Genomic DNA, 22,610 nt, shown 5'->3' with positions numbered 1-22,610 from the left:
ATTGCCGGTTGACGGGGACCTTTGCATCGGATTGATATATGGTTCAATAATTTCATTGGACTGTAGCAATGTGGATACCCGATCATCTGGACCCCGACGGGCCGCGCTACCTCGCCGTCGTGAAGGCCCTGGAAGACGACATCGCCAATGGCCGCGCCGTCGACGGCATGGCCCTCGCGCCCCAGCGCGAGCTCGCCTATCAGCTCGGATTGAGCGTCGGCACGGTCGTCAGGGCCTATTCGGTCGCCCAGCAGCGCGGGCTGATCGCGGGCGAAGTCGGCCGCGGCACCTTCGTGAAGGGGCGGGCCGGACAGGCCGAGACGCGCTTCTTCGGCGACGGTTCGGCGCATCAGGACAGCCGCAAGGCCGGCACGATCGACCTGTCGGTGAACGTGGCCCCGCCCCTGCGCCAGGCGGAGCGGGTGGGAAATGCCCTGCGCGCCGTGGCCAACGCCACCGAACTGCCGCAGATGCTGCGCTATGGCGTCCATCTCGGCGCAGACGGCCAGCGCCGCGCGCTGGCGGAGTGGCTGGACCGGACGAGCGCGGGGCGATACGCGCCCTCCACCGACCGGATCGCCATCTGCATCGGCGCGCAGCAGGCGATATGGGCCGTCTGTTCCAGCGTGCTTCGCCCCGGCCAGACGATCCTCGCCGAAGCGGTGACCTTCGCGGGCATCAAGTCCGTCGCCGGACTGCTGGGCGCAAATCTCTGCGGTGTGGATATGGACGAGCACGGCCTGATACCGGAGGCCCTCGAGGAGGCCTGCGCGAAGACACAGGCACGCGCGCTCTACCTCATGCCCACATTGCAGAACCCGACCGGAACCACCATGCCGGAGGCACGGCGCGCGGAGATCGCCGCCATTGCACAGCACCACGGCCTGACCGTGATCGAGGACGACGTCTACGGATTCCTGGCGCCGGACGCACCGCCCCCTCTGGCCTCTCTCCTGCCGGACCGGACCTGCTATGTCAGCAGCTTTTCCAAGTCCGTCGCACCCGGCCTGCGGGCGGGCTTCGCCGTGCTTCCCCCCGCGCTGACGCGGGGCGTGGAGGCGGCCATGCGCGCCTCCTGCTGGATGAGCCCGCTCCTGACGATGGAGACCGTGTGCCGGCTCATGCGCCATGACGGGCTCGACGGGATTGTCGCGCAGCGCCGCGAGGAGGCCCGCCAGCGCCTCGAGATCGCCGAGAGCGTTCTTTCAGGGCTGTTTCCCAAGATCGACTGGCGCAAAGCCCGGTTTCACCTGTGGCTTGCGACCCGGGATTGGGTAGAGGCCGAACAGGTCGTCCGGCGTGCCATGGAGGCCGGCGTCCTCATTGCCCCGCCGGATGCGGTGGCGACGGAACGGGCCTCGCCCCCCGGCATTCGCCTTTGTCTGGGAAGCCCGCCGGATACGGGCGACCTCCGCTCCGCTCTCATGACGGTCCGCGCCGCCTTCGAGGCCGGAGATCCCGCCACGCAGATCTGCTCCACCATCTAGAGCGCGTTTCGCGGGCTCGTGTTCGCCCATGCCGTCCTGCCACCCGTCTCGCCGCGCTGTCAGGCCACACAAACCACCTGCGGCTGGCTCATGGCGATGACGGCCTCCCTCACGCCTTCGCGGCCGAGCCCCGCCGCGCCCGGCCCGCCGAAGGGCAGGGCATCCAGCCTGAAATCCGTGCTGTCATTCACGACGATCTGACCGACGGGCAACGACCGCAGGCGCCGCGGCACGTCGAGGCTCCGGGTGAACACCGCCGCGGCAATTGCGGGCCCGGACAGGCGAGCCTTCTGCAGCGCCTCCTCCAGATCGCCGACCGGCTCGATGGAGGAAACGGGCCCGAAGACCTCCTCGCGCACGATCCGGGCGTCCGGCTCCGGCGCCAGAAGCAAGGTCGGCTCGACATGCAGCCCCCGCGCGCCACCGCCCGCGACCAGGCTTGCCCCCTTCTCCAGCGCGTCCTCGACGAACTGGCGGCACCGCTGCGCGGCAGCGTCGTCGGCGACCGGCCCCATATCGGTGGACTCCTCACCGGGATCCCCGGTCCGCAACGCCTTTGTGGCCGGGCCGATCCGGTCCAGCACGTCGTCCAGGAGCGTCCGGTCCACCAGAAGCCGCTGGACATGAACGCAATTCTGCCCCGCCGCACTGAACATCCCCGAGACGATGCGCGGAATGGCGAGGTCGAGATCGGCGTCGCGGTGGAGAATGGTGACCGCGACCCCGCCGAGTTCGAGCGCCACCGGCTTTCCGGCCGCCGCACGGGACACGGCCCGCCCCGCATCGCGGCCGCCGGTGAGGCTCACCATGTCGGTTCCGGGATGTCCGGCGAGATATCCGGTTTCCTCGATACCGCCTTCGAAGACCGTCACCGCCTCATGGGGTGCGCCCGCCTCGAGTAGCGCGTCGCGCAGCATCCTTGCGGGCCCGGGCGTGCGCGGATGCGGCTTCACGATCACCGCATTGCCGGCCGCGAGCGCGGGGCCGACCTTGTGTGCGACCAGATTCAGCGGATCGTTGAACGGCGCGATCGCGACCACGACGCCCATGGGCTGCCTTTCGATCCAGCCCCAACGCCCGGTGCCGCGCGGGTCCGCGGAGAAGTCCATCGTCTCTCCGGGAATCCGTCCGGCTTCCTCCGCGCTCAACCGCAATGTCCCGACGGCCCGGTCGACCTCGCCGCGGGCTTCGCGGATGGTCTTGATCCCCTCCGCGACGATCGTTGCCGCGAATGTCTCCCTGCCGCGGGCGACGATGCCCGCCGCCGCCGACAGCCAGTCCGCCCGCGCATGGGCAGGAGCCGACCGGACCGCCCGCAAACCGTCGCGGGCCCTTGCGACGACCCTGTCCACCCTGTCCCGATCCACAGCCACTCTCCCTGTCCGTTTCCCGCTGGAGACGGGCCCGGACCGATCCGCTCCAGCGCAAACCGGCCTCCGGCTCCCGAAAGGTGACGGGGATGTAGAGGACAATTGATCTATGGTGCAATATTATTTTTGATACAGACCAATTGCGGGGGACGGCAACCCTATGCCTTCAGCATGACGATGCCGGCCACGAGGATCGCGAGGCTGTTCGTCAATGGAACCAGGCCATCGGGGATCGGCGCATTCACGACCGACTTCACATTCGCCTCGATCAGCTTGCGATAGGCCGTGCTCCGCGTATAGGTGCGCATCTGCGCGTTCCTCTGGTCGGCATAGAGGAGATAGCGCATGAAGACGCCGACGCCGGTGGAGTAGTCCGCCGGGTCCCCGCCCTGGCCGGTCGTCCATGGCTGCAGGATGCCGCCGGCGTTCTGGTCGGTGACATATTGAACCGACTGCAGGATCGCGGCCGCGCGCCTGAAGGCGGGGCTGTCGGGCTTGTTGTCGCCGGGATCCACGATCATCCGGTCGATCATCCCGCCAACGACGATGCCCTGATCGCCCGACCAGCACAGGTCCGGATGGTATCCGCACACCCAGTCTCCGCTGCGGTAGGTCGCCACCCGCTCGCGCACCAGCACGTCGTTCTCCCGGCCCGGGATGGGCACGCCCATCGGCCTGAGGAGCGAGGTCTCGGGGTCGGGCACGTCGAACCACGCATCGAGGAAACCGTATTCGCGATCCGCCGCCGTGCGGTAATCGGCTTCTCCCGTCGCCTCGTAAAGGCGCGAGGCCAGAACGAGATAGAGCCCGTTGGTCACGGTGTTCTGGATCCCGGTCAGGTTGGCGCCTTGCGCGTTGCCGCCGCAATGGCCCGGCAGGTTCGGCGGGGTGTTGCGATTGCCGCACCCGTCCGGGCGCGACCAGTCGCAGTTCCACACCCCGCCCTCGACGCGCGGCTGCAGCGGCGCGAAGGCCGGATCGCCCTTGTTGTTCGCCCATACATTCGGCGCGTTGTCGTGCATGGTCGCCCAGCATGTGTCGCAGATGGCCTTGAACGGCGAGACGTCGGGGAAGAGCCCCGGGTGCTGCGCCGCCTTCAGGGCGGCGATGCCCCACCAGCCGTAATCGTCGTACCAGCAGGCATTGCCGAGCGAGCGCTTGTAGGCCTCAAGCGCGATTGGCGGGAACGCCGCCGCCTGCGAACCGTCCACATGAACGAAGTAATCCAGGATCGTGTCGAAGGAATGCCCGAGCTGCCAATAGATCGAGAAGCCTTTGCCCCCTTGTCTTCCGGCAACCATTGGTCCTTGAGACGCGCGAATATCTTCTTCGCGGTGCCGACAAGGACATCGTCGGCGCCTGTTTGCGATGAAAACGACATGACTCCCCCCTTGTTTACGATAATTTTCGGCAAAATGTCTTTGCCTAAAGGCGCCCAATACCAGGAGAAAGCCGGACCTTCGGGGGAGTCAATGGCAAGCGATCGGGGCCACGCCATCGGGGTCAGCCGGGCAATGCGGCCCGCCCGGGCGCTATTCCGGTTCGCCGGGGAAGCTTCGGGCGCCGGGAGGAATGGCCAGCCCGGGCATCTTGCGCGCGGTCCAGATATGGATCGCCTCGGAGACGTCGACAGGATCGTCGAGCGAGCCCGCCTTGACGGTGAGGAACCCAGCCTCCGGATCGTCGCCCTCATGCCACAATCGCGACCCGCAATCGGGGCAGAAGACGCATCTCACCTTACGACCGCTATCGGCCTCGCGCGTCCAGACCTTCGGCGCGCCGGCGACGAGCCGCAGGCCCGAACGGGGGATCTCCAGCGACATTCCGAAGGCGGAGGCCGACTGCTTCCGGCATTCCAGGCAATGGCAGATATAGAGCGCGAGCGGCTCCGCGGAGACCTCGTAGCGCACCGCCCCGCACTGGCACCCGCCCGTCCTCATCGCCGCCTCCCTGAAGCCAAATGTCCGACCCGCGGCCATGGTCGCCGCAATATGCAAGGGGTGCAAGGGAGGAAGATGGTACAGCTGGCTGGATTCGAACCAGCGACCTCCTGATCCACAATCAGATATAATCGTCAATCATGTCAATGTGTTAGAGGGAATTACATTAGATATTATATTTGAAAATCAACATCTTACTGTCTCATGGCTGGGTATTGATTGTCAGCTATGGGCATTTAAAATAAGCCTCCATTTATGCATATTCTATCAATAAATGGAGATGGCGATGATCGAACGAGTCCGCATAAAGAAACAGCGACAAAAGCCCAATCGGAAGGCGTTCACCGATCTGTGGATCGAGCGATTGAAGCCTCCGAAGGATGGGCAGGAGCTCTATTGGGATACGGGTCAAAAGGGTCTGTCGTTGCTTGTCAGCCCGAAAGGCGCAAAGGCCTTCCGATCCCAGTTCAAGCTCAACGGCAAATGGGAGACGCGAACGATCGGCCGCTTCGGTGAGGTGGCTATCGGTGACGACAAAGAGAATGCCAATGTGGCCTGGGCACGGGAGCAGGTCCGCAAAGATCGGGCCTTGGCGAAAGAGGGAACCGATCCGCGGGCCGAGCGAAAGCGCAGGTCGAAGAAGTACGAGGATGTTGTCGATCAGTTCATCGAGCTCTATGCGAAGCCGCGTCAGCGGACATGGCATGAGACCGAGCGCGTCCTGAAAAGCTGCACGGACTGGCACAAGCGGCAGATCGACAGGATCACCAAAAGGGATGCGTACGATATACTCGACGGCTTCATTGCCGATGGGCATGGGCCGAAAGCCCGCGTGACCCTGTCATGGCTCAAGACCCTATGGCGATGGGCGTACAAGCGTGACCTCGTAACCGCCCCCATCATGGATGCGGTCACTATCGATTATCAGAAAACGGAGCGTGATCGCTTCTACAGCGACGACGAGATCAAGACGATCTGGAGGGCCGCCGACAAGCTCGATCCCGTTGAGGGCGGCTACATCAAGCTGCTGCTGCTGCTCGCGCCACGCAAGAAGGAGCTTGCCGGCATGCGTTGGTCCGAACTGGACAACGTCGACAATCCGACCTTATGGACCACACCGTTCGAACGGACCAAGGCGCGAAAGAGCGCAACCAAGCGCCGGGTCTACCTGACACCCCTGCCCCCATTGGCACAACGTGTCCTCAAAGGCTTGCCGAAACGTAACGACGATGACGATGAGGCCAACGCCGATCTGGTGTTCCCAAGTCGCGCGAAGGGCGTTCCCCTATGGCCAGGAAGCCCTCTCAAAAGGAAGCTTGTCGAGCATGGTGTCGCCAACGACTTCACCTACCACGCGATCCGACACACCGTTGCGACATGGCTCGAAAACGCAGGTCACTCCGAATGGGAACGCGGCCTCGTCCTCAATCATGCCAGCAGTGGCGTGACGGCAGGCTATTCCCATGGCTATCCGCTGGAGCTCAAACGGAACCTGCTGACCAAATGGGCCAAGCATGTGGAGGGGCTGGTGGTGGCCGAGGGCGTGAGCGTTTTGCGTTGATCACCGCGCCTTGCTGTCGGAGGCACACAGCGGCGTTCCGTGATCGTGGGGTGGAATGACATTTAGATAAGCTGAAATGCCGCCCTGTACCCCTGCCCCCTGAGTCCATGGACACTCTGAAAGGGGAACAACAGGGCATGGCTAACCTTCCTCTATCGGCCCTTCGTTTTGGCCCTCTTGCTCGTCAGGCGCAAGCTGATCCCCCATGTCAGTTTGCTGCGCCGGCCGCTCAGCCGGAATGAACCTGAGAACCTCAAGTATCTTATAATTTGGCTTTCCCGCTTTTCTAGTTGCCTCTTTGGGCCTGCGGACCTCCATCCTAACTTGATAGGTATCGTTGGCCAACGCACCGCCTCGCTGTAAGGCATCCCGTGCAATCGTCGTTTCCGAAATATCTACATAGACATGATCGGCACCCAGCGTGAACCGCCACTTGTCCGCCTTTTCGTCGTAGACCGGCGCATACACGCTCAGCCATGCAGTAACAATTTCCGGCTCGTCTTCCTCTTTCTCGTCAGACTTAGCAATGTTGCACGAGGCGAGAATAGCTTCGGCATCATCCGCCCCCACGACCTCCTCCACTTTATCCCCATTCCTAAGCGTAATCCTGTCAAACCCATCTTGTCCAAGAGGAGAAACCGCATTCTTGGTGGCATTCAATGCCCTCTGATTCTCGCCGAGCTGGTATACGTGCTGGTGAACCTCAACATGATTCTGCTCGCCTTCGAAGCGAACCGAAACCATTCCTTCTCCGTTTTGATCAACGAATTCGCGGCTCTCATCAATCGGGCGGCCTCGCCGAAGTCGCAAATAACCAAGGAATGTCAGAGCCGGCGTACCCAAAATTATCCCGAGCCACTCAAGGATATCTTTTGCCGTCTTTGCCTCAGAATCCCCCAGCAGGCCCTTTAGTTGCTCGTAATAGGTAACGATCGTTTCAAGGTTGATTTGGAAACACTTGTGTTCAAAATCCGAGACCACGTGAACGTTCGCTCTCGACTTGTCGCCGTTAAATTCGGTATTAGCTTCCCGAATTAACCTTCCGAAGCCGATAAGCGCAGGCCCAAGCGACTCAACGTCCATAGCGTGGACGTCAGATCGGTCCGCTCCGTCATATGCTATTGAAAACTGGTGCCGGGTCACGCGCGGCTCCGCAGGCTCTGGCATTACCCCCCCAACCCAAAGGAGACTGCGACGCATGCAGGATAGCAGCAGGGGACAAAGGTTACTAGCACACAATCTGTGATAGACTACCGAGAACAAAGAGCGATTTTACTGCCAAATTGAGCTTTACGGCGCAGGCGAGGCAACTCCTCCCCGATCTCTCGTACCAGCGGATGGTTCCCACTACTGAGTGATACTATTATTGATTGCATTCAATTGAGCAGCAACCAATGGAGAGAGATCATGACAGCGAAGAGAACGGGAAAGGCCACGGGTCGCAAGGTCGCCAAAACGACCACCGATGGCCGACAGGCCGTGAAGGCCACCAAGGGCTACAAAGGCCACAATGCCGGGTCACGCAAGGAGCAGGTCCACAAGGCATACGACCAGAAGGGCCACGAAGCGGCCATGAAGCTCGGCCAAAAGCTGGGTTTGAAGGATGGCACCCTGAAATCGTGGATGGGCACATGGCGTCGCGACGCGGCCAAGGCCGATACGACCGAACAGCCTGACGCAAAGGCCGCATAAGGGTTACCGGGCAGAACAGTGGAAGGCCCTCGTCATCATGGCGGGGGCCTTTTTTGTGCTCGGGCACAGGAGGCACACAGAGGGATTCCGACGATCCCCACTGTCATCGCCCTTGACGCCATGAGAATCCCTCTGTGCACCGCGCAAATTCAGCGGGCAGTGGGATGGAGGCGACCGGCGGGGATGTAACCCGTCGGTCGCTGTTGGCGTCAGAGGAGTGTCGAAATGACTCCCGTGCAGGAGTTCGGAGGGGGATGGCATGAAGCACCCAAGCCACACCATCCCCCGACGCGCCATGCCGGGCCAGCTTGCAAAGCCCCGACCGTCGCGATGGCGTACGGGTAATGGGGGAGCCCCGTACGCCGATAACTCATGACAGCGCCGCCCTATAGGCTGCCAGTTCGCGCGGATGTTCGCGGGCTGCCTTTTTCAGGGCCTCGAAGCGATTGCTTCGGTCGCGCGTCTGAATCTGATCGACCAGCTTCTCGAAGGCGATCTCCGCATCCGATCTCGACTTCTCGTACACCGGACGCGAGGTCACCGCGCCGGCCTTCTGGTAGGCGTCGTATTCATCGGGATATCTGAGCCTGGCCTTCGTCATGGCGTCCATGCGTTGGCAGGAATCGCGCTTGGCGATCTCGTCGACGCGGGCTTCAAAATTGCTCATGGGTTCGGTCTCCTGTGCCGGGCGTGCGAGCTTGTCGAAGGTCAGGGGCTCGTCGCGTTCGCTCATGGGTGGGACGGGTGCGTTGAACCGTTCTCGCGGCACACGCCGCTTCATAAGCACGGCCCTCGCACCTTCCTGCGCCGGGCTATCGACGACGCTGAGTTCATCGATCTTGAATTCGCGCATGATGCGTTTCGTGCGTTCGGTCATCGGACATACTCCCGCTCAACGGTCTCGCGCGCCTTCACAAGCTCCATGCGCCAGATACGGGCCTGCCGGTAGTCACCCGCCTTCTCCAACCGGGCGATCTGCTCAGTGAGATTCTCGCGCCGTTCGCGTTCGAGATAATCGAGCAGCTCCTTGCGCCGGGGATCGGTGTTTTCGGTGGCTGTGCGCAAGGCGTCGTCGGTGACGCGGCGGAGCGCCCAAAGGTCGCGCCGTTCGCTGCGCAATTCCTGCAAGCGGTAACTGACGGAATCATAAAGGAAGAAGGCCGGCTTCCGCTTTTCCTCGGCCTGCTCGATGGCCTCGATTTCGGCCAGCCGCTTGTCGATCTCCCCGAGGCGGCTTTTCAAGACGTCCACATCGGTCATGGTGTGCTCCCACTGGTACGACCGGTAGCCGGGGAATCGTGCTGCGAGTGGGGGATGGCACCTTCACCCTCTCCCGATACCGGTACGATTGAAGTCTCGGTTAAGCGAAGGGCTTCCCGGGCTCTCTGCACCCTGTCATGTCCAGCCCTCCCGACCTGCAACGGACTGTCGGTGACGATGGCCCAGGCGACGTCGAGGTCGATGCCCTCATTCGCCAGCCTGAGCACACGCCGACATTCGCGGAGGTATTGATTGCGCCGACGCCTCCAGCCCTTCTCATCGGCCAGTGAAAGACTGATGCCACCGCACAGATCGAGCTCGGTCCATCGCTCACCGCTTGCCTCCGCGACATGGGCATACCTCGCGGGCACATCACCATTCGTGAGGTAGTCCGGGACCGCGTAGCAATGGACATAGGTGCGCGCGATGGCGACGGGATCGACATGAAGGCCCTTGCGCATGCACTCAATGAGCCTCCGCTCAAGCGCGTCCAAACCATGTTCAGGCAGGTGTTGGAGATAGCCTCGGAACAGGACTTCGTCGTAACCGGCGGGTTTGTTGCCATGGAAGGGAGCGGCGCTCATCGTTCCCTCCCATGTTCCGCCAAGATGTCGTTGACCACACGGGCTGTATCGCTGTTGACGGTCTTGGCCCTGCGCTCGATCCCGAGCGTTTCAAGCACGCGCCTCAACGTGTTGGTCATTCGCTGGTAACGATCCAGCTCGTAGCCCTTGCCACCCCCATTGCTGGCGAACGCCACCTCCATGCGCTCAAGTTCGACAATGAGGGTACTGGCGCGTCGAATAAGGGCCTTCTCCGCCTCGCTGCACATATCGAAGCCGCCACGGTCCTCGGTGTGCAATTCGATCAGATCGCGAAAGCGTCTTGCCCACGTCGAACGGTTGTCTTTCACACCGGGCAAAAGCGTGCTGCCGGTGGTGAGCGCGGACCTACCATAGACCCTTGAGTCCGGTGCCCGCTTCCTCGGCGCATGCTTTTCGCGGCCGTTATGTAAAGCCTCACGTTTCATGCAGACAGGCATAAATCCCTTATGGATAAATGACCATCCACAAGATGAAACGCGTTGTAAATCAACGCTTTTTGGAAGTTCGTACCCTGATTATCAATCAGACGAAGGGGATTATCGGCGCGTCTACCGGGACATAATTTCAGTGTAAGGACGATTGATTTGAACTAAAATATGATCGGTTTCTTTAGTGAGGGTGAGGATAGTTTCAAACCAGAGTTAATCTTCTGATGAAGCAGCCCTATTGGCATCATATGGACCAGACGATTATGGTACACAGACTCTCCTGAAAGCGGAACCATGAGAGGTCACCATGCAAGCGATTATCGAAATCAAGTGCCCTGAATGTGGAAGCGATCACATTCTCTCACAAACCCGCAAAGACAACTTCGGAAAGCAATGGGTAAGTACCGCTTGCGGGATCTGTAAACACGAACTCAGCTTTCAAGAGATCGGTCGACAAGTCGTCCAACAGACAAGAATTCCTCGCGATCCCACACCTGAACCACCGATTCCAGATGAATGACTGCAATAGCACCTGAGAACCCCTCTACAGCTCAGCCATGGCGGCTCCAGCCGAATTCAACCTCCTTGAAACATCCGATCCAACGCGCGCAATCGGTCAAGGAGATCGAAACCTATAAATCTCAACATGAAATAGATTGCTATTATTCCCACTGCGAATACGAAATTCGCGGCAGCTGTCATCCCTACCTGTTTCCAAAATCTCCCCTTCAAGGCATCCGACAGAGCTTCCCTGACAGCGGTCTTTTTCTCCTCATCAGCATAATTGACAGCAAACGTGGCCAGAGACTCGTTAGCGGCATCCCAAACTAGCTGGATTTGCCCGTCATCATAGGTGCGGTGAAAGATCTCCAATTCCTCTTGAGGGACGGGACCACCCAGCTCTTTGCGCCTCGATATTAAGAAATCCCGCTTTCTTTGCTTGTACAGACCATAAGCGATATAGGCGATTATCTCGTCTCCAGGCTCCCCAACGCGATCAAATATCTTCTCGAAGATTGGATTGTATTCAGCCATTCAGCCCCCCCCATTGGCTCTGGCGCTACTTCTTTTTCGCGTTTTTCAGTGACGAACTAGCCGCCCTCTTGGCCGCACTGAAGCGACCGCTATGAACGGTACGCACCGTATATGACCCGACGCTCCCCTTGGACCGCGTATTGCTGATCACCGTCACGTACCGTCCCGATTTGCTTGAGCGGGAAGTAGTCTTGTTGGTCGCCATCTGATTGATCTCCATCCCCGGCTACTCATTATAACATAGTCCGAGTTGCCGGCCTCTCCAACTCGACCACAATGCCTTTCGAGTGGATTTCGAGGAACTGGGGACAGATTTGAGCTTTCCCTGCCGTCAAACAAGAAGAAAGCCCCGACACGCTTCTTGTGCTCGTATACCCCCCCAACGCAACCAATCTTTATGGTACCATCATACCAAGAAAGTGATCGATGGGACGGAGGAGCACATGGCCCACGGTAAGACCACCTCAAAAGGCGTTGCGAGCAAGGCATCGAAGGCCCTCAGCAGTGGCAAGACCAGCAAGAGCACCAAATCCGTCGCTGGCTCTGCGTTAAGCCAGAAACATGGGAAGGGACACGGCAAGAAGGGGAAGTAATCGGTATCGAGTCAGCCGACGCGACGCATGGCACCGGCTGTCGTGGGCTTCCGCCTCCCCTCCTTCTTGGGTTTCTGAGGTGTCCGTGCCGCCTTCACATGGAACAGGTGGCATTCGATCTGGTCTTCCGGGACACCCAGCTTTCGAAGGAAGCGCTCGATATCCTCTATGGCTTGGGGCTGTTTCATGGTCCGTACCTCCGCAATGCCGCCTCCCTGCCCAGAATGGAGAGGATAGGGGCTTGATTTGGCGGCGATCATAGGATGTGGACCATGTGCCCGACCAAACCTGCCTGCAGCCCCCTCATTTCCAGTAGGAATAAAACCGTGGTTCTCTCTTCGACCGACGCCAGAATCGCGCTCAATCCAGCAAAGGTCAGCGTGGACTCAAGATTCCTACCCGCGTAACCTCAGAAGCGCAGGGGAATGGGGGAATGCCGTGTCGAAGGTGAAGGATCCAACGGTCGCCACCGTGTTGGAGGCGCTCGCGGAATACGACGAGTCAGGCCCCGACAAATTCCTCGACCGTCATGCCAATGGCGGCAGGCCGCGAAAGCACTATGTCCTGCACAAGGGCAAACTCTACCCATTGAAAGCCATATGGGCGGCGGCTCACCAGCCACCCATCAAAACATCGCGAACAACCGGCAACGGGAATGGTTTCAGCCCCGATGCAGCCAGGAGGGGCCTTGATAAACTGGGCTTCAAGCTCGATCCGCCCATGGCGAAAAAATCGGACTGAGCCTTCCGTCGCACAGGGCATGTCTCCACCGCTATGACACCGCTTACACGCGGATGGAGAGGGCCTGAGCGGGTTTTTGAGGCAGGACAAGGTGGGAAGCCCCCAAATGGGACCAAACACCTCTATGCACCCGTCAATCCCACCGATAGTAAAACGTTGGCACATCGTTGGAGCGAGATCGAGAACGCCGAGGCTGTTTGGATCGGGGGGGGGGGGGGCTTGAGAATATCGTCGTCCAGCGCCCCTTCCCTAATCAGGAATTTCAGGTCCTCCCTGAAAGAACGCTTAAGATTGGACACGAGGAATCGTGACACGGCATAGCCCTCATCGTTCAATTGCCGGTGAAGATCCGGGGTGGAAATACCGGGATTACGAAGGATCAGCCTTTTGAGGCGGCTCCTTATCATTGTCACTATACTTGGACTGCAATTTGTCGACATGAGCGACACCACCATCAGAATTTCCCTAGAATCACTATAAAACCATTATATTTCAGATGATTAGATAGGAGGTTGGCGATTTGTTGGGATATATCATAAGAATGTGTCCCTGGTCACTCAGGCAGCAGGCGACCGATATCGATTGAGAACAGGGATCGACGGATGTTGAACCTGCTACCGTATTCATCAACCACTGCTTGCGTTGAACCAAGGGCACGGGCCAAGGTCCCGCCTGCCCTTCTGTCGAGATAATAACGGAACCCGTTCGGCCATTCCGCGATGCATGGCCTGTAGATCGGCCTGTGCTGCCGATGGCGCAGAGCCCAATTGTGGTACCGGCGCCCGAGATCATCGTGAACCAGCTCATAGAATGTGAGCTGGTTCAGCCAAAACCCGCGGTGCCCCTTGCGCAATACCCTGTCGATACTGTCAAGATCGAGACGGCGCAGCGTTTGAGCGCCTTTAATCCGCCATTCGAGATGAACACAATACAGCTCTCCGGTGACGCGGCAGGGCAGATCTCGATAGCAGACAAACACCTGCGGAGCCCTACGAGGTCCAGTGTATCGCGTGTTCCCAGCAACGAATCGCACCCCCTGTTGCCGATGATGAGACTTCACGTGATAGCGGCACAAGAAAGCCCATGCCTCATCTCGGTCACCTTCGTTGTTGAACACCCAATCAAGGCCCCACTCGACCAGATTGAGATGGACGTCATTACGCTTTGCGAGCCATTCGAGCGCTTCACGCGTCGGCTGCCGTAGTTGGAGGCGTTGGACAAGGGCAGGATTGAAATGCGCTGGTCCCTCCTGAACATGGAGCCCGCCCGAACCGCATTGCCCTTCAAGCCATGTGCGCTCGGAATCGTTGACAGGCCGCTTGAGCCACACCGTCACTTTGTCGAAATATGCATGGACGCCTGTTGGCTGGATCCCGTCGGCGCGTCGGAATAAATTCAACACCGTGGCCACCCTTATCGCATTGTGCTGTCGACTCCCGCCGGTCCACCACTGGCGGGGGTCACTTTTCAGGCGTCCATCGCTTCGGCGGAGCGTTCGTGAAGCCAACGCTCCACGTCACGACGACGCCAAGCTTTCGTTTGCTCGCTCAATTCAATCGGCTTGGGAAAATGGCCGGCCTTGACCCACCGCCGGATCGTCCACTCCGACACGCCGAGCTTTTCCGCCAGCTCAGCCAGCCGCATCAATTCTATTGGATCGGTGAAACGTTCACGTCGCATTGGCGATCTCCATATTATGGGACCACCATGAACGACAAAGGGCGGTCCCGGTTTCCCGCGGAACCACCCTTCGAAAAGGAGTTCGGCTGATTGTCACTCAGCCTGGCCACCTATCAACATATGCGCCCTGCCCGGCGATGCAAGCCCCTTGCCGAACATTGCTCAACATCGACCAAACACAGCACCGTATTACCGCACCATTTATGCATATCCTTATGCATACGCAGAAATCGGCATTCAGCAGAATTCCGCTATGCAATTGGAAACATTGGGGAAATTTGGTACAGCTGGCTGGATTCGAACCAGCGACCTCCTGATCCACAATCAGGCGCTCTAACCAACTGAGCTACAGCTGCACAGGGCCTCTCGGGAGGCTTCGATGCGCCGCAAATTACGGTCATCGCGCGGCCATTGCAAGGCGTCGCCGCACCGAAGCTCCAAGGCGGTCATGAGGTACCGCCCCGAGACCGCCGCGTCAATGGGCTGTGGCACCCTGCAGGATCAAAAACGCAAGGGCCAGCCCGTCTCCGGGCCGGCCCTGCTCACGCGGGCCGCCGACGCGGGACGTTCTCGCCCCGCCGGCTGGCCCGGACTTTCCGTGCGACCCTCCGCCCCGACTTACAGGGTGAAGGTCTTGCGCATCTCGTCGAAGGACTTCGTGACGCTGTCCTGCATCGGCTTCGCCACGGTCTCGGCGAGCTGCATGGACATGGTGCCGAGCTCCTGCATCTGGCGCGTCATGGTCTGCGCCCGGTCGCGCAGGAACGCCTCCTGAAGCTCGAAGGCGGTCTTGGGATCCTTCGCGGACATGAGCTTGCGCGCATGCTCGAAGCCGGCATCGAGATTGGCCTGCGCCATCTCCACCATCTTCATCTGGAACTCCGACGTCCCGTCCTTCAGCGCCGTGGCGGTCTCGTCGAAGACCTTCACATTCTCGTTCGCAGCCGTGTTGACCTTCTCGAGCGTTTCCCTGGCCTGCTCGACGGACTTCTCCGCCACCGCCTTCGCCTCTTCCGGCATGTCGGCGACCTTGGCCGCGGTGTCCTTCGTCGTGGAAGCCTTCGCCTGGGTCTGCGCCTTCGCCTTGCCTGCGTCGCTCATGACGGTCTCCCTTTCGAATTCGTGCGGGACCACCCGCACCTCGAGGCGCAAGCAGTCTCGCGCACATGGATTTCAATTCTGCAACACACAATATATGACCAAAATTGCTGCATTGCAACAATAATGGTGCGTCGCACAATCATTAACCAGAAGACACATTTCCTGCCGGCTTTCCGCCGGTTTCCCAGTGGACGCCCGGAGCGGCCTATGCTTATCCTTTCGCTGGAAAATCCGGGGCGGAGCGGTATCGGCCCGCCCGGCCGACGAGGAGCATGGGACACGTGGCAAGCGACCGACCCCCGGCAAGCCTGGAGGCGCTGCAGGACTCCGAGGCCCCTGTCTGGCTGTGGGACGGGGCTCGCGCGCGCATCGTCTGGGCCAATGAGGCGGGCCTCGCCGCCCTCGGCGTCGATACGCTGTTCGACCTCGTGGACCGCACCTTCGACCGGACCGAGCCCGGCGTCGCCCGCATTCTGGAACTGACAGGGCGGCTGAGGCCGGGCGAGGCGAGCGCGGAGATCCTGTCCTTCCCCTCCACCCCGCTCGGCGAGCCGGTCCGCGCGCAGTGCTTCGGCCATACGCTGAGCGACGGGCGGGACGGCGTCCTCGTGGTCGGCGACACCCGCAAGGATACCGCAGCGCCCCCGGCGCCGGAGCGGCTGTCGCAGATCGCCGACGCCCTGCCCCTGGCGCTCCTGACCGTCGGCCGCGACGGCGAGATCGTCTATGCCAATCCCCAGGCCTGCGAACTCGTTCCCGCGGCATTGCGCGCCACGCTCGCCGATCTGGCGGGCGACGACCGCACGGCGGATCGCCTGATGGCGCGCTGTGCCTCCGCAGGCACCGTGAGCGAGATCCGGATCGCGCAGACGCGCTTCGGGCCGCGCGAATTGCGCTTCGACCTGCGCCGCCTCGGCCGCGGACGGGGCAGCGCGAGCGACTTCCTGCTGACGCTGGACGACGTCACCGACCGGCGCGGCCTCGAGCGGCGGCTCAGCGCCAATGCGGAACGGCTGGCGGATTTCGTCGCCGCCGCCGCCGACTTCACCTTCGAGCTCGACGGCGACCTGCGGCTGTCGGAGATCTCCGCCGGCATCGAGACGGCGACCGGCCTCGCGCCGCGCGCGCTGGAAGGGCTCGACTGGGCCACGCTCGCCACGCGCTACGGGCTCGACCCCGACGGGCGCATCGCCGACGCGCTGGAGGCGGCCGAGGCCTGGCGGGCCGTCGTCGACTGGCGCGCCGGCAAACGCGTCGCGCCCATCTGCCTGAGCGCGGTTCCCGTTATCGCGGCGGGCGGCGGGCTCGCCGGATATCGCGGCATCGGTGCCCGGGCCGCAGCCGCGCCGGAGGCGGAACCGGCACCGGAGGAGGGCGAGGCGCCGCGGGACGCCACACCGGCACCGGACCGCGACGCCGCCGACAACGCCACCCCCGCCCATAACGACAACAGGCTGCCCGCGTCGCCGCCGGCGGCCGCTCCGAAGGCGGGCACGCTCAGCCCCGAGGATGCGGAGATCTTCGCCGCGATCGGCCGCACGCTTTCCAGTACGCAGGACATACCGCCCCCCGAACCCGGCGGGCATGCGGAGAAAGCGTCCACCGCCGCCGAAAGCCGCATGCGGGAGACCGTCTCCGAGCCCGCCATGCCGGCGCCCGGCAAGGCCATGGCGGCACTGCTGGACGCCGTCCCCTATCCGGTTCTCATCCATCGCGACGGCGCCCTTCTGGCGGCCAACAGCGCCGCCGCCGCCTTCTTCGGCACCCGCCCGTCCGGCACGCTCGACGAGATCGCGCCCGGATTGCCGGCGGGCGACGCCCCCTGGACGCCAGCCCTGCCGGACGGCGGGGCGGAGACCGTTCTGCCGCGCCGCGCAGCCATCGTCTGGGACGGTGCGCCGGCGGAGATGGTCGTGCTCGTGCCCGGGCCGCAGCCCGCCCCCGAAACGGCCGCGAAGACAGGCTGGACGGCAGGCGACAAGGCGCTCCGGGCCATTCTGGAGACCGCGACGGACGGCATCGTCATGCTCGACGGCGAGGGCCGCATATTGAGCTTCAACGCCGGCGCCCAGGCGATCTTCGGCCATGACGCCGCCAATGTGATCGGCGAGCCCTTCTCGCAACTTCTGACGGCGGAGAGCCGCGAGACGCTGAAGGGCTATCTCTCCGCGCTGACCGGCAGCGGGCTTGCCTCCGTCTTCAACGATGGCCGCGAAGTGACGGCCGTCGAGCGCCAGGGCGGGGAAATCCCGCTCTTCCTCACCATCGCGCCGGTCGAGCCGGACGAGACCGGCGAGGCGCAATTGCGCTTCTGCGCGGTGATGCGCGACATCACCCAGTGGAAGACGACGGAGGCGGAGCTGCGCGCGGCCAAGGAGGCGGCGGAGCAGGCGAGCGCGCAGAAATCGGAGTTCCTCGCCAATATCAGCCACGAGCTCAGAACGCCGCTCAATGCCATTCTGGGCTTCTCGGAGGTGATGAAGGCGGAACGCTTCGGCCCCATCGGGAATGCCAAGTACAAGGGCTACATCACCGACATCCACACGAGCGGCGAGCATCTGCTCAGCCTGATCAACGACCTGCTCGACCTCTCCAAGGTGGAGGCCGGCAAATTCGAGCTGAATTTCACCGCGGTGGACATGCCCGACATGGTGGAGCAGTGCATCCACATCATGGAGGACCAGGCGCGCGAGGGCCGCGTGCTCGTGCGCACCAGCCGGCCGAAGCGGCTGCCGGCCGTCGTCGCCGACCAGCGCAGCATGCGCCAGATCATTCTCAACCTCCTCTCCAACGCTATCAAGTTCACCGAGCCGGGCGGCCAGGTGATCGTCTCCATGGAGATGACGGACCAGGGCGAGGTGAAGCTCAGGGTCAAGGATACCGGCATCGGCATGACGGGCACCGAGCTGACCCAGGCGCTCGAGCCCTTCCAGCGTGTCGGCACCACCAACCGCGAGCGCGAGGTGCCGGGCACCGGCCTCGGCCTGCCGCTCACCAAGGCGCTCACCGAGGCCAACCGCGCCGCCTTCTCCATTTCCAGCGAGCCCAGGCGCGGCACGCTGGTGGAGATCACCTTCCCCACGACACGCGTTCTGGCGGGGTGAGGCGCCTGCGCCGTCCCTACGGCCCCTGTGTCGCCCCGACGAAGTCGGCAATCGTGCGCGCGACGGCGGGGTCGAGCGGCAGCCCCGGATCGGTGTAGGTGGCAAGCGGCTCGCCGGGAACGCCCGTCTTGAGCATGTGGGTGACGCCCGGCAGGAGCACCAGCCGCGCCTGCGGCATGGCCTCCGACAGCCGCCTCGCATCCTGCGGCCGGACCTGAATATCCGTCTCGCCCTGCAGGATGAGGACGGGCATCTCGATGCCGCTCGCTATCGCGGCCGGATCGTAATCGAAAAGCTGGGTCATGTAGCGCTGAAGCCCCGGACGGAACAGCGGCCTGAGCGGCGCGCTGACGGTGTCGGGATCGCGCGTCTCGCCACGCTCCAGCGCCGCGACCAATCCGTCGAGCTCCTCCAGATAGGGCGCATTGGCCGGATTGGCCCGGAACTGCTCGCGCATGAGAACGCCGAGCGGCCGGCCCGGCGTCGCCAGCAGGATAAGGCCGCAAGGCTCGTTGCCCTGTGCGGCGGCCACCAGCGCGACGAGCCCGCCCTCGCTGTGGCCGGCAAGCCAGACGCAGGGCAACCCGGCCTTGTCGGCGAAGGCGGAGAGCCAGCGCCCGGCATCCTCCGCATAGGCGGCGATCGTCACGTCCTCCGGATCGGCAACAGCGCCGGCACTGCCGAAAAAACCCCGCTTGTCGATCCTGAGCGTGCTCACCCCGGCCCGCGACAGGCCGTCCGCGAGCAGCTTGTAGCTGTCGCTCCTCAAGCCCATCGGGCCGTTGCCGTCCCGGTCGACAGGGCCGGAGCCCGGCACGATGACGACGCCCGCACGGGCCTCCGGCACGAGGATCATCTCGCCTTCCAGGGGCCCCTCCGGCCCGGGAATCGTCAAGGTCTCCGCCCGAAGGGGGTCAGGCATCGCAATAACCGTCAGGACGGCCAGCACGCGGAGCAGGCGGACGCTCAGCGCGCGGACTTTCGGGCAAGCCTCGCGATCTTGCACCATTCGGCCCCTCCACGATCAGCCGGCCCGACCGGCGCAGGCCTCGAAGGTGACGATGCGCGCATCCGCCTCCGGCGCCACGCCGTGGCGGTAATTGCCCGAGATCGCGATGTCGGTGAACCCGGCCTCCCGCAGGGCGAGCTCGAATTCCACCACGCCCCAGTAGCGCAGGGCGAACAGCTCGATCTCGGCGGCGACGAGCCGGCCGGCCCGCCAGTGCTCGTAGCGCAGATGGGACACGGAGGTCTGGCGGACGAAATCGGTCTCCACGGGCGACACTGTCAGGGTCAGGAGGTCCTCGCCGGACGCCCAGTGGCGCGCGGGCGCCAGCGGCGCGGCAAGGTCGGACAGAGGATCGAGATCGAGGATCAGCCGTCCGCCCGGCACCAGCGCCTCGCGAAACCGGGCGAGGATCGCGCGCGCCTCGTCGGCATCGGTCACGAGCTGGAACGACCCGGCCGGCACGATCACGGCCTCGACCTCCGCATCGCACGAGAAGTCCGCAAAGCCCTGCAGGCTCAGATCGGCGTCGAGGCCACGCTCGCGGCATTCCGCGCGGCACAGATCCAGCATCTCCGGCGAGGTATCGAAACCGCGTACATCGTATCCCGCCTCCAGGAGCGGCACGAGCACGCGTCCGGTGCCGACCGCCGGCTCCAGAACAGGCCCGCGGCATCCCGCGAGCCGCTCGCGATAGAACTCGACATCCCCGAAGGAGTGGCCCACCGGCTTGTCGAGACGGTAGACCTCCGCGGCGAGCGATCCGTAGCGATTGATCACGACAGCCGTCGCCCCGCCGGTCAGATGGCCATGCCGCCGTCCATGATATGGGCCTGGCCCGTCATGAAGACGGTCTCGTCGCTTGCCAGATAGACGACCAGGGAGGCGATCTCCTCGGCCGTGGCGAGGCGCCCCATGGGCTGGCGGGCGATGAAGGCGGCCCGCGCCTCCTCGTAATTGCCGAGCGCGCGCATGCGGCCCTCGAGCGACGGCGTGTCGACCGTGCCGGGGCAGATGGCGTTGCAGCGGATGCCTTGCGAGATGAAATCGATGGCCACCGACTTGGTGAGCCCGATCACGGCCGCCTTGGTCGCGCCGTAGACGAAGCGGTTCGGCAAGCCTTTCACCGAGGAGGCGACGGAGGCCATGTTGATGATCGAGCCGCCGCCCGTCTCCAGCATGGCCGGCAGGAAGGCGCGGATCGTGCGGTACTGGCTTTTCACATTGACGTCGAAGGAGAAATCCCAGTCCTTGTCCTCGCACTCCAGCACCGTGCCGTGATGCACATAGCCGGCGCAGTTGAACAGGATGTCGAGCGCGCCGACGCGCTCGCGCGCGGCCGCCACGGCCTCGTCGCTGGTGATGTCGAGCGGAAAGGTCTCGATATCCGCCGCCTCGCCGGCAAGCTCCGCCAGCGCCGCCTCGTCGATATCGGTGGCGAACACATGCGCGCCCTCGCGCGCCAGCGCCAGCGCCGAGGCCCGTCCGATGCCGTGGCCCGCCGCCGTGACCAGCGCCGTCTTTCCGGAAACCCGTCCGCTCATGGTTCGTCTCCTCCTGCAAGCTCTTTGTAGCGATTGGCGATTGTGGAATGGACTTCGGAATGGCGGAGCGGGCCCGGACCGGCCGGCCCGGAAAGCCCCCTGCCCCGCTCCCGCACTATAGGGGAGCGCCCGGCGACGGCAATGGCGTTTTTCCCTCGCGGAAACGACAATGCGGCTTTAGTGTGCCGGCGCCGGACAAGACAGAAACCGGGAGGCGATATGGGAGGCGACATGACAGGCTTCGCGCTCAACCCCCGCGCCGTGGGCATCGAGGAGGAGGGCGCCTTCGCCGTCCTCGACCGGGCGCTGGCGCTCAAGGCCGCCGGGCGACCGATCATCAACCTGGGCATCGGCCAGCCGGATTTCGATCCGCCCGGGCATGTGCTGGAGGCCGCCGCAAAGGCCGCGCGCGAGGGACCGCACGGTTACACCTCGCCGGTCGGCATGCCGGCGCTGCGCGAGGCCGTGGCCGCCGACCTCACGGGCCGGTTCGGCGTCGGCGTGCATGCCGACGAGGTGGTGATCGTCCCGGGCGGCAAGGTCACGATCTTCCTCGCCGCCATGCTGTTCGGCGGCGAGGGCGCGGAGATCCTCTATCCCGATCCGGGCTTCCCGCCCTATCGCGAGGCCATCGCCTTCTCCGGCGCGAAGGCGGTGCCCTATCCGATCCGCGAGGACCGCGATTTCGGCTTCGACGCCGAAGAGGTGCTCTCGCTCGTCACGCCCGCCACCCGCCTCGTCATCATCAACAGCCCGGCCAACCCGACGGGCGGCGTGGTGCCGCGCGCCGAGCTCGACGCGCTCGCGGCGGGGCTGGAGGCGCATCCCCATGTCGCCGTCCTCTCCGACGAGATCTACAGCCATCTCGTCTATGACGATGCCGACTTCGCGAGCCTGCTCGCCTATCCTTCCTTACGCGACCGGGTCATCCTGCTCGACGGCTGGAGCAAGACCTTCGCCATGACGGGCTGGCGGCTCGGCTACGGCGTCTGGCCGAAGGCGCTCGTGCCGCAGATCCGCAAGATCATTACCATCACCCATTCCTGCGTGGCGAATGTCGCCCAGATCGCAGGGCTTGCCGCGGTCACCGGCCCGCGCGAGCCAGTCGAGCGGTTCCGGCGGACCTTCGCCGAACGCCGGGAGGCGGTCGTCGCCGGCCTTAACGCGCTGCCGGGCGTCACCTGCCGCGCTCCCGGCGGCGCCTTCTACGCCTTTCCGAACGTGACCGGCACGGGGCTCTCCAGCGCGGAGCTCGCCGAGCGGCTTCTGGAGGAGGCCGACATCGCGCTCATTCCCGGCGAGAGCTTCGGGGCGAACGGGCGCGGCTATCTGCGGCTGTCCTACGCCGCCGACATGGCACAGATCGAGGAGGCGCTCGCCCGCATGGGCGAGTTCCTGGCCGTCAATGGCAGATCGAAAGAAGAAGCCATGCCGGGCACCCGTTGAGGGGTTGGAGGTCAGGC

The 22,610-nt window shown here is 63.3% G+C and carries 21 protein-coding genes and 1 tRNA gene; 6 read left to right on the top strand and 16 right to left on the bottom strand.

From position 1 onward, the window contains the following. Positions 1–68: 68 nt before the first annotated feature. Complete coding sequence (locus tag HW532_RS15100) at positions 69–1,487, top strand: aminotransferase-like domain-containing protein (protein WP_213161256.1); 1,419 nt, start codon at positions 69–71, stop codon at positions 1,485–1,487. A 59-nt stretch (positions 1,488–1,546) separates the two neighbouring features. Here the strand turns inward: HW532_RS15100 and HW532_RS15095 are convergent, their stop codons facing one another. From HW532_RS15095 to HW532_RS15085, 3 genes are all read right to left on the bottom strand, one after another. Then, the gene (locus HW532_RS15095) at positions 1,547–2,854 is read right to left on the bottom strand and encodes an aldehyde dehydrogenase family protein (RefSeq protein WP_213161255.1); all 1,308 of its coding nucleotides are present in this window, start codon (positions 2,852–2,854) and stop codon (positions 1,547–1,549) included. Positions 2,855–3,015: 161 nt separating this feature from the next. Beyond that, entirely contained in the window at positions 3,016–4,158 is a 1,143-nt protein-coding gene (locus HW532_RS15090) for a glycoside hydrolase family protein (RefSeq protein ID WP_213161254.1), read from the bottom strand. 231 nt (positions 4,159–4,389) lie between these two features. Next, a complete protein-coding gene (locus HW532_RS15085; protein ID WP_213161253.1) occupies positions 4,390–4,797 on the bottom strand; it encodes a GFA family protein in 408 nt (135 codons plus the stop codon). 286 nt (positions 4,798–5,083) lie between these two features. On the opposite strand from HW532_RS15085, the gene HW532_RS15080 reads away from it, so the two are divergent. Beyond that, a complete protein-coding gene (locus HW532_RS15080) occupies positions 5,084–6,358 on the top strand; it encodes a tyrosine-type recombinase/integrase (protein WP_213161252.1) in 1,275 nt (424 codons plus the stop codon). Positions 6,359–6,499: 141 nt separating this feature from the next. On the opposite strand, the gene HW532_RS15075 is transcribed toward HW532_RS15080, so the two are convergent. Continuing rightward, positions 6,500–7,501, bottom strand: coding sequence for an LAPAL motif-containing putative phage structural protein (locus HW532_RS15075; protein WP_213161251.1), 1,002 nt, complete (start codon positions 7,499–7,501; stop codon positions 6,500–6,502). 264 nt (positions 7,502–7,765) lie between these two features. Here HW532_RS15075 and HW532_RS15070 point away from each other — a divergent pair, with 264 nt between their 5' ends. Beyond that, on the top strand, positions 7,766–8,050 hold the full coding sequence (locus HW532_RS15070) for a hypothetical protein (protein WP_213161250.1): 285 nt from the start codon (positions 7,766–7,768) through the stop codon (positions 8,048–8,050). Between the two features lie 370 nt (positions 8,051–8,420). On the opposite strand, the gene HW532_RS15065 is transcribed toward HW532_RS15070, so the two are convergent. The 5 genes from HW532_RS15065 to HW532_RS15045 all read right to left on the bottom strand — a co-directional run bounded on the left by HW532_RS15065 (position 8,421) and on the right by HW532_RS15045 (position 11,378). Beyond that, on the bottom strand, positions 8,421–8,927 hold the full coding sequence (locus HW532_RS15065) for a hypothetical protein (RefSeq protein WP_213161249.1): 507 nt from the start codon (positions 8,925–8,927) through the stop codon (positions 8,421–8,423). Further along, the gene (locus HW532_RS15060) at positions 8,924–9,310 is read right to left on the bottom strand and encodes a hypothetical protein (RefSeq protein ID WP_213161248.1); all 387 of its coding nucleotides are present in this window, start codon (positions 9,308–9,310) and stop codon (positions 8,924–8,926) included. Before HW532_RS15060 ends, HW532_RS15065 begins: the two co-directional genes overlap by 4 nt. Beyond that, entirely contained in the window at positions 9,307–9,894 is a 588-nt protein-coding gene (locus HW532_RS15055) for a hypothetical protein (RefSeq protein ID WP_213161247.1), read from the bottom strand. Before HW532_RS15055 ends, HW532_RS15060 begins: the two co-directional genes overlap by 4 nt. Beyond that, positions 9,891–10,340 (bottom strand): hypothetical protein, encoded by a 450-nt coding sequence (locus tag HW532_RS15050; protein WP_213161246.1) that lies wholly within the window; start codon positions 10,338–10,340, stop codon positions 9,891–9,893. Before HW532_RS15050 ends, HW532_RS15055 begins: the two co-directional genes overlap by 4 nt. 579 nt (positions 10,341–10,919) lie before the next feature. Beyond that, on the bottom strand, positions 10,920–11,378 hold the full coding sequence (locus tag HW532_RS15045) for a hypothetical protein (RefSeq protein ID WP_213161245.1): 459 nt from the start codon (positions 11,376–11,378) through the stop codon (positions 10,920–10,922). 1,031 nt (positions 11,379–12,409) lie between these two features. On the opposite strand from HW532_RS15045, the gene HW532_RS15040 reads away from it, so the two are divergent. Further along, complete coding sequence (locus tag HW532_RS15040; RefSeq protein WP_213161244.1) at positions 12,410–12,712, top strand: ScoMcrA-related endonuclease; 303 nt, start codon at positions 12,410–12,412, stop codon at positions 12,710–12,712. Between the two features lie 553 nt (positions 12,713–13,265). Here HW532_RS15040 and HW532_RS15035 read toward each other — a convergent pair. The 4 genes from HW532_RS15035 to HW532_RS15020 all read right to left on the bottom strand — a co-directional run bounded on the left by HW532_RS15035 (position 13,266) and on the right by HW532_RS15020 (position 15,493). Further along, positions 13,266–14,123 carry a hypothetical protein gene (locus HW532_RS15035; RefSeq protein WP_213161243.1) on the bottom strand — a complete coding sequence of 286 codons (858 nt, stop codon included), beginning with the start codon at positions 14,121–14,123 and terminating at the stop codon, positions 13,266–13,268. A gap of 56 nt (positions 14,124–14,179) precedes the next feature. Continuing rightward, positions 14,180–14,392, bottom strand: a complete 213-nt coding sequence (locus HW532_RS15030; protein ID WP_213161242.1) for a helix-turn-helix transcriptional regulator — start codon at positions 14,390–14,392, stop codon at positions 14,180–14,182. A 279-nt stretch (positions 14,393–14,671) separates the two neighbouring features. Further along, positions 14,672–14,748 (bottom strand) — tRNA-His (locus HW532_RS15025). A gap of 262 nt (positions 14,749–15,010) precedes the next feature. Further along, positions 15,011–15,493, bottom strand: a complete 483-nt coding sequence (locus HW532_RS15020; protein ID WP_213161241.1) for a phasin family protein — start codon at positions 15,491–15,493, stop codon at positions 15,011–15,013. 281 nt (positions 15,494–15,774) lie between these two features. On the opposite strand from HW532_RS15020, the gene HW532_RS15015 reads away from it, so the two are divergent. Beyond that, entirely contained in the window at positions 15,775–18,597 is a 2,823-nt protein-coding gene (locus tag HW532_RS15015; RefSeq protein ID WP_213161240.1) for a sensor histidine kinase, read from the top strand. A 16-nt stretch (positions 18,598–18,613) separates the two neighbouring features. Here HW532_RS15015 and HW532_RS15010 read toward each other — a convergent pair whose 3' ends face one another. From HW532_RS15010 to HW532_RS15000, 3 genes are all read right to left on the bottom strand, one after another. Beyond that, positions 18,614–19,492: an alpha/beta hydrolase gene (locus HW532_RS15010; RefSeq protein ID WP_213161239.1), complete on the bottom strand. Its 879-nt coding sequence runs from the start codon at positions 19,490–19,492 to the stop codon at positions 18,614–18,616. Between the two features lie 129 nt (positions 19,493–19,621). Next, positions 19,622–20,383, bottom strand: a complete 762-nt coding sequence (locus HW532_RS15005) for a class I SAM-dependent methyltransferase (RefSeq protein WP_213161238.1) — start codon at positions 20,381–20,383, stop codon at positions 19,622–19,624. 20 nt (positions 20,384–20,403) lie between these two features. Then, complete coding sequence (locus tag HW532_RS15000) at positions 20,404–21,147, bottom strand: SDR family oxidoreductase (RefSeq protein ID WP_213161237.1); 744 nt, start codon at positions 21,145–21,147, stop codon at positions 20,404–20,406. Positions 21,148–21,378: 231 nt separating this feature from the next. Between HW532_RS15000 and HW532_RS14995 the strand changes: the two genes are divergently transcribed. Beyond that, positions 21,379–22,593: a pyridoxal phosphate-dependent aminotransferase gene (locus HW532_RS14995; RefSeq protein ID WP_213161236.1), complete on the top strand. Its 1,215-nt coding sequence runs from the start codon at positions 21,379–21,381 to the stop codon at positions 22,591–22,593. Positions 22,594–22,610: the final 17 nt, after the last annotated feature.

Source organism: Kaustia mangrovi (genome assembly GCF_015482775.1).
In the GTDB taxonomy this organism is placed as follows: domain Bacteria; phylum Pseudomonadota; class Alphaproteobacteria; order Rhizobiales; family Im1; genus Kaustia; species Kaustia mangrovi.
Note: the sequence above shows the minus strand (reverse complement) of the source record. Positions and strands in the feature narration are given on the sequence as shown.

What these genes read in the sequence shown, in the direction of transcription:
- HW532_RS15100 (WP_213161256.1), top strand. Translation starts at nt 69, where the DNA reads ATGTGGATACCCGATCATCTGGACCCCGACGGGCCGCGCTACCTCGCC.
- HW532_RS15090 (WP_213161254.1), bottom strand. Translation starts at nt 4,158, where the DNA reads ATGGTTGCCGGAAGACAAGGGGGCAAAGGCTTCTCGATCTATTGGCAG.
- HW532_RS15085 (WP_213161253.1), bottom strand. Translation starts at nt 4,797, where the DNA reads ATGAGGACGGGCGGGTGCCAGTGCGGGGCGGTGCGCTACGAGGTCTCC.
- HW532_RS15080 (WP_213161252.1), top strand. Translation starts at nt 5,084, where the DNA reads ATGATCGAACGAGTCCGCATAAAGAAACAGCGACAAAAGCCCAATCGG.
- HW532_RS15070 (WP_213161250.1), top strand. Translation starts at nt 7,766, where the DNA reads ATGACAGCGAAGAGAACGGGAAAGGCCACGGGTCGCAAGGTCGCCAAA.
- HW532_RS15065 (WP_213161249.1), bottom strand. Translation starts at nt 8,927, where the DNA reads ATGACCGAACGCACGAAACGCATCATGCGCGAATTCAAGATCGATGAA.
- HW532_RS15060 (WP_213161248.1), bottom strand. Translation starts at nt 9,310, where the DNA reads ATGACCGATGTGGACGTCTTGAAAAGCCGCCTCGGGGAGATCGACAAG.
- HW532_RS15055 (WP_213161247.1), bottom strand. Translation starts at nt 9,894, where the DNA reads ATGAGCGCCGCTCCCTTCCATGGCAACAAACCCGCCGGTTACGACGAA.
- HW532_RS15050 (WP_213161246.1), bottom strand. Translation starts at nt 10,340, where the DNA reads ATGAAACGTGAGGCTTTACATAACGGCCGCGAAAAGCATGCGCCGAGG.
- HW532_RS15045 (WP_213161245.1), bottom strand. Translation starts at nt 11,378, where the DNA reads ATGGCTGAATACAATCCAATCTTCGAGAAGATATTTGATCGCGTTGGG.
- HW532_RS15030 (WP_213161242.1), bottom strand. Translation starts at nt 14,392, where the DNA reads ATGCGACGTGAACGTTTCACCGATCCAATAGAATTGATGCGGCTGGCT.
- HW532_RS15020 (WP_213161241.1), bottom strand. Translation starts at nt 15,493, where the DNA reads ATGAGCGACGCAGGCAAGGCGAAGGCGCAGACCCAGGCGAAGGCTTCC.
- HW532_RS15000 (WP_213161237.1), bottom strand. Translation starts at nt 21,147, where the DNA reads ATGAGCGGACGGGTTTCCGGAAAGACGGCGCTGGTCACGGCGGCGGGC.
- HW532_RS14995 (WP_213161236.1), top strand. Translation starts at nt 21,379, where the DNA reads ATGACAGGCTTCGCGCTCAACCCCCGCGCCGTGGGCATCGAGGAGGAG.